11 protein-coding genes are annotated in these 10443 nt (G+C 64.1%); 7 read left to right on the forward strand and 4 right to left on the reverse strand.

What is annotated here, in order from left to right:
• Positions 1–53 precede the first annotated feature (53 nt).
• From ACNFCI_RS01865 to ACNFCI_RS01875, 3 genes are read left to right on the forward strand one after another with little or no spacing between them, the layout of a single operon-like run.
• Positions 54–1397 carry a M16 family metallopeptidase gene (locus tag ACNFCI_RS01865; protein WP_368828808.1) on the forward strand — a complete coding sequence of 448 codons (1344 nt, stop codon included), beginning with the start codon at positions 54–56 and terminating at the stop codon, positions 1395–1397.
• Positions 1394–2809, forward strand: a complete 1416-nt coding sequence (locus tag ACNFCI_RS01870; RefSeq protein ID WP_416767313.1) for a M16 family metallopeptidase — start codon at positions 1394–1396, stop codon at positions 2807–2809. The genes ACNFCI_RS01865 and ACNFCI_RS01870 overlap by 4 nt, the downstream gene beginning before the upstream one ends.
• 47 nt (positions 2810–2856) lie before the next feature.
• The gene (locus ACNFCI_RS01875) at positions 2857–3852 is read left to right on the forward strand and encodes a hydrolase (RefSeq protein ID WP_416767315.1); all 996 of its coding nucleotides are present in this window, start codon (positions 2857–2859) and stop codon (positions 3850–3852) included.
• Positions 3853–3958: 106 nt separating this feature from the next.
• On the opposite strand, the gene ACNFCI_RS01880 is transcribed toward ACNFCI_RS01875, so the two are convergent.
• Entirely contained in the window at positions 3959–4813 is an 855-nt protein-coding gene (locus ACNFCI_RS01880; RefSeq protein WP_416767316.1) for a sulfurtransferase, read from the reverse strand.
• Between the two features lie 35 nt (positions 4814–4848).
• Positions 4849–5514, reverse strand: coding sequence for a TetR/AcrR family transcriptional regulator (locus ACNFCI_RS01885; RefSeq protein ID WP_416767318.1), 666 nt, complete (start codon positions 5512–5514; stop codon positions 4849–4851).
• A 229-nt stretch (positions 5515–5743) separates the two neighbouring features.
• On the opposite strand from ACNFCI_RS01885, the gene coaD reads away from it, so the two are divergent.
• Positions 5744–6223 (forward strand): pantetheine-phosphate adenylyltransferase, encoded by a 480-nt coding sequence (coaD, locus tag ACNFCI_RS01890; RefSeq protein WP_003249065.1) that lies wholly within the window; start codon positions 5744–5746, stop codon positions 6221–6223.
• 109 nt (positions 6224–6332) lie between these two features.
• A complete protein-coding gene (locus tag ACNFCI_RS01895; protein ID WP_043208655.1) occupies positions 6333–6584 on the forward strand; it encodes a YfhL family 4Fe-4S dicluster ferredoxin in 252 nt (83 codons plus the stop codon).
• A 116-nt stretch (positions 6585–6700) separates the two neighbouring features.
• Here the strand turns inward: ACNFCI_RS01895 and mutM are convergent, their stop codons facing one another.
• Both mutM and ACNFCI_RS01905 read right to left on the reverse strand, forming a co-directional pair.
• Positions 6701–7513: a bifunctional DNA-formamidopyrimidine glycosylase/DNA-(apurinic or apyrimidinic site) lyase gene (mutM, locus tag ACNFCI_RS01900; RefSeq protein ID WP_324818855.1), complete on the reverse strand. Its 813-nt coding sequence runs from the start codon at positions 7511–7513 to the stop codon at positions 6701–6703.
• 4 nt (positions 7514–7517) lie between these two features.
• Entirely contained in the window at positions 7518–8330 is an 813-nt protein-coding gene (locus ACNFCI_RS01905; protein ID WP_224459386.1) for an HDOD domain-containing protein, read from the reverse strand.
• Positions 8331–8522: 192 nt separating this feature from the next.
• Between ACNFCI_RS01905 and ACNFCI_RS01910 the strand changes: the two genes are divergently transcribed.
• Both ACNFCI_RS01910 and ACNFCI_RS01915 read left to right on the forward strand, forming a co-directional pair.
• Positions 8523–9062: a type 1 glutamine amidotransferase domain-containing protein gene (locus ACNFCI_RS01910; protein ID WP_324818858.1), complete on the forward strand. Its 540-nt coding sequence runs from the start codon at positions 8523–8525 to the stop codon at positions 9060–9062.
• A 170-nt stretch (positions 9063–9232) separates the two neighbouring features.
• Entirely contained in the window at positions 9233–10429 is a 1197-nt protein-coding gene (locus ACNFCI_RS01915) for a class I SAM-dependent rRNA methyltransferase (protein WP_084853774.1), read from the forward strand.
• Positions 10430–10443 lie beyond the last annotated feature (14 nt).

Genomic DNA, 10443 nt, shown 5'->3' on the forward strand with positions numbered 1-10443 from the left:
CTCCACCTTTCGCTGAAGCTGCTCCGGCCTATACCCACAAGAGCACTTCAGCGATGCCTTCTCCCTTGCAATGCCCCGACGCCGAGGCGATCTCCGCCAGCCTGGGCGTGCTCGCATCTGCCAGGATGCCTGCCATCCAGCATTTCACCCTGGACAACGGCCTTTCGGTCTACCTGTGCGAAAACCACAGTGCACCATTGGTGGCGGTCCAGATCTGGTATCACATCGGCGCGAGCCATGAACCGCCTGGGCGCTCGAACCTGTCCCACCTGCTCGAACACCTCATATTCAGAGGCAGCAGCAAGTTACCGGCAGGGCTCTATTCGCGCCTGATCGCTCGCCTGGGCGGTGTAGCCAACGCGACCACCCACAGTGATTCCACCGTTTTTGAAATCACCTTGCCCGCCGCCCGGCTGCCGGTGGCACTGGAACTGATGGCAGACGCCATGAACACTGCAAACTTCGACCGGACAGTGTTCGAGCTGGAAGTCCGGGCCGTCGAAAGCGAGCGTCGCCTCAAGGTAGGTGGCTCGTCGCTCCAACGAGCATATGAACAGCACCAGAAACTCGCCTACGGCGACACACCCTATGCCGAGCCCAGCTTCGGCCATGCGATCGACTTGGCGGACATGGACCTGGCGACGGTCCATACCTGGTACCGCACCTGGTACCACCCCAACAATGCGAGCCTCGTGGTCGTCGGTGCGGCCAACCTGCAGCAGCTTCGCCAGCAGGTCGAAACCTACTTCGCGGCGTTGCCGCCCGCGCCATTGCGTGACAAACCCTCGCTTCGGCACTCAGGCGAGCTCAAGGAACGCGACCAACAGCTCGTCGAACCAACACTCCCAAATGCCCTGTTCATGTCGTTCAACGTCCCGAGCCACGCCACTGCGCCGTCGGTGGAGACGATGCCAGCCCTGCGCCTGCTCGCAGCGATTCTAGGCGATGGCTTCAGTGCGCTGCTCTACAGCCACCTGGTCCGAGATCGACTGCTCCTCAGGGGCGTCTCTGTCAACTATGACCACCAGCTGCAGGGAGACTCGCTGTTCACCCTCATGGCATTCATGGCCCCCAACAGCGCCATCACGCCCCAGCAAGCGGCTATAGAGATCTGGCAATTGATCGATGGACTGCGAAGCACACCCTTGCCGGAGCACGTGCTCCAAGGCCAGAAACTCCGCTTGCTTGCCCGTGAACTCCATGAACGCTCCAAGCTCGAGGAAAAGGCAACGCGGATCGGACGTGCTGCCGCGGCTGGGTTGGACCCGACCGCCTTGGCAGAGCTGCCGAGCTTCCTTCAGAACCTGTCCAGCACGACCTTGCAACAAGTCGCGACCGATTACTTGTCCCGGGAACGCCTGACAACCACCTACCTCCTGCAAGGAGCGCCAGCATGACCGATACGTCCTTTTACTCCACGGCACATGACACCTGCGTGTCCCCGGTGGACTACAGCCTCGGCACGTTGCTGGAAAACCTGACCTCGCTCCAGGGGGTCGATCTCAGGCATTTCCAACCCCTGTCGCCTGAAATCCATCGCTGGCATACGAAGGAAGGCGCCCAGGTGCATCTCGTACCCATCCACGACTGGCCTGTCTTCGACCTGGTGCTGCGCTTCAAGGCGGGCAGTGCCGCTGATGGCGACACCCCTGGGCTGGCGGCACTCGCACTCTACACACTCGACCAAGGCACAGGGGACCTCGACGCGGCCCGGTTCGCCGACCGATTGGAGGGGCTGGGCGCGACCCTGGATAGAAAAATCAGCCAGGACTACGCCATCGTCAGCCTGCGAGGCCTGAGTACGCCTGCGCTGCGTGACGGTGCGATGCAGCTGGCCACTGCGATGGTCGCCAAGCCGGCCTTTCGTGACGCCGACATCGGGAAGATCCGCGAACGCCTGGTCAATTACCATCGAAGCAACACCCGCAGCGCACGGACCCTGTTGTTCGAGGAGACCGCGCGCCGTCTGTTCAGCGGGCATCCCTACGCAACCTCGCCTGCCGGCACACCCGAGGGCCTTGCCGGTATAACGCCGGGACAAGTGGTCGCTTTCCATCGCAAGGCCTATTCAGCTCAGAACCTCGAAATCGGATTGGTCGGCGACCTGTCGCTTGAAGAAGCCGAAACCCTCGTCGCATCCCTGACCCAGGCATTGCCACGCCAGTGGATGTCAATCACGCCCGCTCCACTGCCCCTGGCCAAGGCCCAGCCATTGCATATCGAGCGATCCGGGGCCAGCACCACGGTCCTGCTTACACTCCCACTGCACACCTACCCCACGGACACGGACTACCCAGCCTTGTTGATGGCAGATGAAATGCTCGGCGGCAGTTTCGAGTCGCGCCTGACGGCGGAACTGCGCACCCGCCGAGCCCTCACCTATACCGTCAGCTCCAACCTGGTGCCCATGGATGCAGGTTGCCTCTGGCACATCATGTGGGAGGTCCAACCGCAATACCGGGATGCTTCCCAGGCGTTGGTATCGGACCTGGTCAACTGCTTCATCCAGCATGGCCCCTCACTGGGCGAATGCGAGTTCGCCCTGAACCAGACCGCAGGCAAGCTGCTACGCGCCATGGCCAACAGCGCAGCCCTCGCCATAGGCCTGGTGAACCTTGGCAACCAGAACCTGCCCGCCGATCACCTGGCGACGCTCTTGGACAAACTCGCGACGCTGACCTCGGAGGACATCCGCCAGGCTGCCCGCGGGCTGAACATGCAGCACGCCTGTTTCGCCAGCCTTGGGCCCTCCGTCGAGCAGCAACCGCTGCCCACAACCGCGACCATTGGCGAACCGACCCACCAATAGGCAACGCTTCATGGCAAGCTAGGCAGGCACAACACGAGTCGCCCAGCATGCCAAGCCCTGCCCCAGCCCGTTTCGTTCCCGCCGCCGGCCTCTCCAACCCGCACCTGCAAACGTTGTGGGGGCCGCTGTGGCGTAAGCTCGCCGACCTGCCGCGTACCCGCGAACGCCTGTGGCTGGCCGATGGCGACTTCCTCGACCTCGACTGGCACGGCCCGCACCAGGCCGATACGCCTGTGGTCCTGGTGTTGCACGGCCTGACCGGCTCGTCCCACTCGCCCTATGTGAAAGGCTTGCAACAGGCGTTGCAGGCGCGCGGCTGGGCCAGCGTCGCGGTGAACTGGCGTGGTTGCTCCGGTGAACCGAACCTGTTGGCACGCAGCTACCACTCCGGCGCGAGCGAAGACCTGGCTGAAGCCGTTCGCCACCTGCGCGCCCAACGGCCCCTGGCGCCGCTGTATGCGGTGGGCTATTCGCTGGGGGGCAATGTATTGCTCAAGTACCTGGGCGAAAGTGGCTCGGCCAGCCAACTGGAAGCGGCGGTTGCCGTGTCGGTGCCGTTTCGCCTGGACCAGTGCGCCGATCGCATCGGCCTGGGGTTTTCCAAGGTCTACCAGGCACATTTCATGCGCGAAATGCGGGCGTACGTACAGCGCAAGCAACAGCATTTTCGCGACAACGGCCACCTCGAGGGCCTGGCCGAACTGGAAAGGCTGGGGTCGTTGCGCAACCTACGCACCTTCTGGGACTTCGACGGCAAGATCACGGCACCGCTCAATGGTTTTCGCGACGCCCATGATTATTACCGACGTGCGTCAAGCCGCTATTACCTGGGAGGAAACCGAACGCCGACCTTGATCATCCATTCCAGCGATGATCCGTTCGTGTTCAGGCACAGCCTGCCCGGCAGGGACGAATTGGCGCCGCAGACTCATTTCGAGCTGCATGCACGTGGCGGGCATGTGGGATTTGTCGAGGGGAGCCTGCGTAACCCAGGGTATTACCTTGAGCGCAGGATCCCGCAATGGCTGGCCGAGGGGACTTGAACGCCAGGGCCCCGATCGCCGGCAAGCCGGCTCCCACCGAGATTGCGCCGCTTTCAAGACTTGCGAAATCCCTGTGGGAGCCGGCTTGCCGGCGATCGGGGCCAGCTCAGTCCCCCCTGGCCACGCCACGCGACGGGTCGTTGATCCATTCACTCCACGAGCCTGCATACAGCCGCCCCAGCGGATACCCCGCCAACGCCAGGGCGAACAGGTTGTGGCACGCGGTCACACCGGACCCGCAGTAGGCCACCACCTGTTCCGGTGCCCGGCCTGCGAGCTTTTCGGCAAAGCGCTGCTTGAGTTGGTCCGCAGGCAGGAAACGCCCATCCGGCCCCAGGTTGTCGGTGAACGCCGCGCACTGGGCGCCGGGAATATGCCCGGCCACAGGGTCGATCGGCTCGACCTCGCCGCGAAAACGCGGCAAGCCGCGGGCATCGATCAGGGTCAGCTCCGGCGCGCCCAGGCGCTTGGCCAGGTGTTCGGCGTCGATCACCAGCTTCATGTCCGGCTTGCCGGTGAAGTTCCCTCCGCGCCGGGCCGGTGGGTCGAGGCTCAACGGCAGGCGTGATGCATGCCACGCCTTCAAGCCACCATCGAGAATGAACACACCATCGCGCTTGCCCAGCCAGGCCAGCAGCCACCAGGCACGGGCGGCGAATGCACCCGGGCCGTCGTCGTACAGCACCACCTGGCTGTCGTTGTCCACGCCCCAGTCGCGCAGCCGCTCCTGCAGCCGCTGCGGGTCAGGCAACGGATGACGACCGGTATGGCCTTTGACCACCGGCCCGCTCAGGTCACGCTCCAGGTCAGCGAAGTGCGCGCCGGCGATATGCCCCTGGGCATAGCTGCGCTGGCCGTAATCCACATCCTCCAGGGCAAAACGACAATCGAGGACCACCAGCCCCGGCGCTTCCAGGCGCTCGGCCAACTGCAGTGGGGTGATCAATTGCGCAAGGGGCATGACAATCTCCTGATCGATGGCACGAAAACCCTGGTTCATTGCTCCAGGGCCTGGTTGAAGGGAACGTGGAACTCCTCGCAGAGTGCATCCACGGCGGTGCGGGCACTGGGCGTGACGAAGCCCAGCTCCAGCAACAGCACCTGGTAGACACCGCGCTTGAAGGCTTCTTCGCCCAGGTGGGCGGAATGCTCGCGGGTGGTGCTGAGAAAACGCACCCAGGATGTCAGGACGATCCAGGCGTTGATGGTCAACGATTCGATCTGCGCCGCGTCCATCGCCAGGATGCCGGCATCGACGAACCCCCGGTAGATGGCCTGGGCCTGCTGCAGGCAACGCTGGGAGAAGCGCCGGTAGCGGGCCGCCAGCTCAGGGTCGCTCTCGAGCAGATGCTCGAGGTCGCGGTGCAGGAAACGGTAGTTCCACATCGCGGCCAGCAGGGCCTTGAGGTAGAAACGCTTGTCCTCGACCGTGGCGGCCCGCCCCTGAGGCGGGCGCAGGAAGCTGTCCACCAGCTCTTCGTACTGGCTGAACAGCACGGCGATGATCGCCTGCTTGTTGGGGAAGTGGTAGTACAGGTTGCCGGGCGAAATTTCCATATGCGCGGCAATGTGGTTGGTGCTGACGCTGCGTTCGCCCTGCTGGTTGAACAGCTCCAGGCTGTTCTGCACGATGCGCTCTCGGGTCTTCATGCGCGGGGCCATGCTCAGCTCCATGTTCTGCGATGCTTCATCTTACGGCGTATCGGCCAAAGGATGTACCGATGGTTTGTGTGGGGTTTGCTCCCGCACTACGCCCAATGCCTGGCACAGGGCGCATGACAAGCCACGGGCTGGCTGTCTATAGTGCCCCCAATCGGCCGCGCGACTTGGCCGGGCGCAGTCGCTGCGCTACCATCCGACTCCCCAACGCACTCCCAGCCAGGATGACGCGATGAACCGAGTGTTGTACCCGGGTACTTTCGACCCCATTACCAAAGGCCATGGCGACCTGGTCGAGCGCGCCTCGCGTCTGTTCGACCATGTGATCATCGCGGTGGCGGCCAGCCCGAAGAAGAACCCGCTGTTCCCCTTGGAACAACGCGTGGAACTGGCCCGTGAGGTCACCAAGCACCTGCCCAATGTCGAAGTCATCGGTTTTTCCAGCCTGCTGGCGCACTTCGCCAAGGAACAAGGTGCCAATGTGTTCCTGCGCGGCCTGCGCGCGGTGTCGGACTTCGAGTACGAGTTCCAGCTGGCCAACATGAACCGCCAGTTGGCGCCGGACGTCGAGAGCCTGTTCTTGACGCCTTCGGAGCGCTACTCGTTCATTTCCTCGACGCTGGTCCGGGAAATCGCCGCGCTGGGCGGCGACATCAGCAAGTTCGTCCACCCAGTGGTGGCTGACGCGCTGACCGAACGCTTCAAGAAGTGACCGCCACTGCCTGATCATCGCGCCCGCGTGCACTGCGGGCGCGAATGCGGCACAATTGTGCCCACTGGTTTGATACATGCCCGGGCCAAGAGCCCCGGCCGGAGCCCCCATGTCCCTGATCATCACCGACGATTGCATCAACTGCGACGTCTGCGAACCCGAGTGCCCGAACGCGGCCATCTCCCAAGGCGAAGAGATCTACGTGATCGACCCCAACCTGTGCACCCAATGCGTAGGCCACTACGACGAGCCGCAGTGTCAGCAGGTCTGCCCGGTCGACTGCATTCCTCTGGATGAAGCCCACCCGGAGACCCATGACGAGCTGATGGAAAAGTACAAGCGCATCACCGGCAAGGCTTGACCTATACTCTTGTAGGAGCGGGCTTGTCCCGCGATGGGGCCGGCACATGTGTATGGCAAGGGCTTCGCCCTTGATCGCGGCACAAGACCGCTCCTACAGGGGTACAGCGAAACGCCTCAGCGCTGGCAGCGCGGGCAATAGACGCTTGCCCGTTGCCCCAGCTTCACCTCGCGCAACGGCGTGCCGCACACCTTGCACGGCTGCCCGCCTCGCCCGTACACAAACAGCTCCTGCTGGAAGTACCCCGGCTGCCCATCGCCGCCGATGAAGTCGCGCAGCGTGGTCCCGCCCTGCTCGATCGCCGCGGCCAGCACCCGCTTGATCTCGATCGCCAGCTTCAGGTAGCGCGCCCGGGAAATCCCCCCGGCCTCGCGTCGTGGGTCGATGCCAGCCGCGAACAGCGCCTCGGTGGCGTAGATGTTGCCCACGCCCACCACCACGGCGTTGTCCATGATGAACGGCTTGACCGCCATGGACCGCCCGCGGGACAACTGGAACAAGCGCTCGCCATCGAACAGGTCGGTCAATGGCTCCGGCCCCAGGCGCAGCAGCAGCTCGTGGTTGAGCGGGTCCAGGCTCCACAGCATGGCACCGAAACGGCGCGGGTCGGTGTAGCGCAGCGCCAGCCCCGATTCCAGTTCGATATCCACATGCTCGTGCTTGCCCACGGGCAGGCCCTGCTCCACCAGGCGCAGGTTGCCCGACATGCCCAGGTGGCTGATCAAGGTGCCCACCTCGGCATTGATCAACAGGTATTTGGCCCGCCGCTGCACGGTGACGATGCGTTGCCCGGACAGGCGGATGTCCAGGTCTTCGGGGATCGGCCAGCGCAGGCGCCGGTCGCGTACCAGCACGCGGCTGACCCGCTGGCCTTCCAGGTACGGCGCGATGCCGCGCCGGGTGGTCTCGACTTCAGGTAGTTCCGGCATGGTGTCAGTGCCCGCCCAATTCGCGAATGGTTTGCTTGAGGTGTTCGAAGTCGTACTCCGACAGCCCGATGTAGTCGAGCACCAGCGGGCCGACCACGTCCCACTCGTGGTCCTGGGCCTGGTTGCCCAGCACCCGGTGGGATGCACAGATATGCTCGGCCATCTTCAGCACCGCCAGCAGGTTCTTGAGCTGGGTGTTGCGCGAAGATTCGTCGCGGAAGATCGCCAAGGCGTTGTGATGGTTGGCGATCGCCGAGCTGATGTGCTCCGGCAGGCGCCAGGACTTGGCGGTGAAGTAGCCCACCACCGCATGGTTGGTGTTGAAGGTGCGGTTTTCCGTGTCCACCACTCGCGTGTCCATACCGGCATTGGCGTAGGACGCCTCCAGCACCTCCATGTAGTCGGGGAAGCGCTTGAGCATCAATGGCACGCCGCAATCGTGGAACAGGCCCAGGGTGTAGGCTTCGTCCACCGCCTGGATGCCGGTACGCTTGGCCAGGGTCAGGCAGGTCATGGCCACGTCCTGGGCGGTGTCCCAGAAGCGGTTGAGGGTGACGATGGTTTCGTCGCTCATCTCGCCCTTGATCGACTGGGCATTGATCAGGTTGATGATCGAGCGGCTGCCCAGCAGGTTCACTGCACGCTGGATCGAGCCGATCTTGTTGGCCAGGCCGAAGTGCGGCGAGTTCACCAGCTTGAGCAAGGCACCGGACAGGCCTGGGTCCTGGGCGATCAGCCGGGCGATGGTTTCCAGGTCAGGGTCGGGCATGTACTGCTCGAACTGCAGGTCGACCATGATCTGCGGCTGCGGTGGAATGCTGATCCCTTGCAGGGCTTGCTGGATCTGTTCGGGGCTGAGTTCCTGGGACATGGGACGCACACTCGGTAAGGACGGTGAATTCTACCCTCGTCCGCCCGACGGGGCACCCACTGGCGCGTTGCGCCGGAACTTTCCCCACGCCTTGCGGGCCTCCTTTCACAGGCCCATCCCGAAAAGGAGAACACTCCCATGAGCGCAACACTCAACGGCAAGCGCGTGGCTTTCCTGGTGACCGACGGTTTCGAGCAGGTAGAGCTCACCGGCCCTCGCGAGGCATTGGAACGCAATGGCGCGGTGGTCGACATCCTGAGCGCCAAGGAAGGCAGCGTACGCGGCTGGAACCATGACAAACCCGCGGACGAATTCGCCGTGGACGCCACTTTCGAAGCGGCCAGTCTCGACCTCTACGATGCTTTGGTACTGCCGGGCGGAGTACAGAACTCCGATACCATCCGGATCATTCCGGCGGCGCAGAAACTGGTGAAGAGCCATGACTCGGCCAACAAGCCGCTGGCAGTGATCTGCCATGGCGCCTGGTTGCTGGTGTCGTGTGGCCTGGCCCAGGGGCGCCGACTGACCAGCTACAAGACCTTGCAGGATGATATCCGCAACGCCGGCGGCAACTGGGTGGACGAGGAGGTGGTGGTCGACGGCAACCTGATCACCAGCCGCAAGCCCGATGATATCCCGGCGTTCAGCGAACAGCTGGTCAAGGCCCTGGCAGCCTGAGCCCCCAATCGCCGGCAAGCCGGCTCCCACGGCAAGGGCCGTGCACCCGTTCCGGTAGGAGCCGGCTTGCCGGCGATTGGGCCTTCAAGAGCATTGAAATCCCGACAGGGCCAACGCCTGCGCCTCCACCAACGCGCTATAATCCCGCTCTTTTTTCCCGGAGCGACGTCATGTCCCTGCCCAGCCTTCGCCTCAAAGCCAATGCCGACCGCCGCCTGCGCGCCGGCCACCTGTGGGTCTACAGCAATGAAGTCGACGTTGCCGCGACCCCGCTGCAAGGCCTGCGCGCCGGCCAGCAGGCCGTCCTCGAGACGGCCACCGGCAAGCCGCTGGGCGTGGTGGCGGTAAGCCCCAACAACCTGATCTGCGCCCGCCTGCTGTCGCGCGACGCCAAGCTGCCGCTGGACAAGTCGCTGCTGGTGCACCGCCTGAACGTCGCCCTGTCCCTGCGCGAGCGCCTGTTCGACCAGCCCTGCTACCGCCTGGTCTACGGCGACTCGGACCTGCTGCCTGGCCTGGTGGTCGATCGCTTCCATGACATCCTGGTGGTGCAGCTGGCCTCGGCCACCATGGAAGCCCACAAGGACGACGTGATCGCTGCCCTGGTACAGGTGCTCAAGCCCAGCGGCATCCTGTTCAAGAACGACTCCGCGGCCCGCGATGCCGAAGGCCTGGAACGCTACGTCGAGACGGTCTACGGCGAAGTACCGGACTGGGTACCGCTGGTGGAGAACGGTGTGAAGTTCGAAGCGCCGGTGCGTGACGGCCAGAAGACCGGCTGGTTCTACGACCACCGCATGAACCGCGCGCGCCTGGCGCCGTACGTGAAAGGCAAGCGCGTGCTGGACCTGTTCAGCTACATCGGCGGCTGGGGCGTGCAGGCCGGCGCGTTCGGTGCCAGCGAAGTGTTCTGCGTGGATGCCTCGGGCTTCGCCCTCGATGGCGTGGAGCGCAACGCAGCGCTCAACGGCATCGCCGAGAAGCTGACCTGCATCGAAGGCGACGTGTTCGAGGCCCTGCGTGAACTTAAGGCGGCCGAGGAGCGCTTCGACGTGATCATCGCCGACCCACCCGCCTTCATCAAACGCAAGAAAGACCTTAAGAACGGCGAGGCCGCCTACCGCCGCCTCAATGAACAGGCCATGCGCATGCTGACCAAGGACGGCATCCTGGTCAGCGCCTCGTGCTCGATGCACCTGCCCGAGGACGACCTGCACAACATCCTGCTGACCAGCGCCCGCCACCTGGACCGCAACCTGCAACTGCTCGAGCGCGGCGGCCAGGGCCCGGACCATCCGGTACACCCGGCCATCGCCGAGACCCGCTACATCAAGAGCATCACCTGCCGGTTGCTGCCCAATAGCTGATGGCAGCTCCTGCA

This window comes from Pseudomonas sp. NY15356 (assembly GCF_048068175.1).
Classification (GTDB): domain Bacteria; phylum Pseudomonadota; class Gammaproteobacteria; order Pseudomonadales; family Pseudomonadaceae; genus Aquipseudomonas; species Aquipseudomonas putida_K.

What these genes read in the sequence shown, in the direction of transcription:
- ACNFCI_RS01865 (WP_368828808.1), top strand. Translation starts at nt 54, where the DNA reads ATGCCTTCTCCCTTGCAATGCCCCGACGCCGAGGCGATCTCCGCCAGC.
- coaD (WP_003249065.1), top strand. Translation starts at nt 5,744, where the DNA reads ATGAACCGAGTGTTGTACCCGGGTACTTTCGACCCCATTACCAAAGGC.
- ACNFCI_RS01880 (WP_416767316.1), bottom strand. Translation starts at nt 4,813, where the DNA reads ATGCCCCTTGCGCAATTGATCACCCCACTGCAGTTGGCCGAGCGCCTG.
- ACNFCI_RS01885 (WP_416767318.1), bottom strand. Translation starts at nt 5,514, where the DNA reads ATGGCCCCGCGCATGAAGACCCGAGAGCGCATCGTGCAGAACAGCCTG.
- ACNFCI_RS01875 (WP_416767315.1), top strand. Translation starts at nt 2,857, where the DNA reads ATGCCAAGCCCTGCCCCAGCCCGTTTCGTTCCCGCCGCCGGCCTCTCC.
- ACNFCI_RS01915 (WP_084853774.1), top strand. Translation starts at nt 9,233, where the DNA reads ATGTCCCTGCCCAGCCTTCGCCTCAAAGCCAATGCCGACCGCCGCCTG.
- mutM (WP_324818855.1), bottom strand. Translation starts at nt 7,513, where the DNA reads ATGCCGGAACTACCTGAAGTCGAGACCACCCGGCGCGGCATCGCGCCG.
- ACNFCI_RS01895 (WP_043208655.1), top strand. Translation starts at nt 6,333, where the DNA reads ATGTCCCTGATCATCACCGACGATTGCATCAACTGCGACGTCTGCGAA.
- ACNFCI_RS01870 (WP_416767313.1), top strand. Translation starts at nt 1,394, where the DNA reads ATGACCGATACGTCCTTTTACTCCACGGCACATGACACCTGCGTGTCC.
- ACNFCI_RS01910 (WP_324818858.1), top strand. Translation starts at nt 8,523, where the DNA reads ATGAGCGCAACACTCAACGGCAAGCGCGTGGCTTTCCTGGTGACCGAC.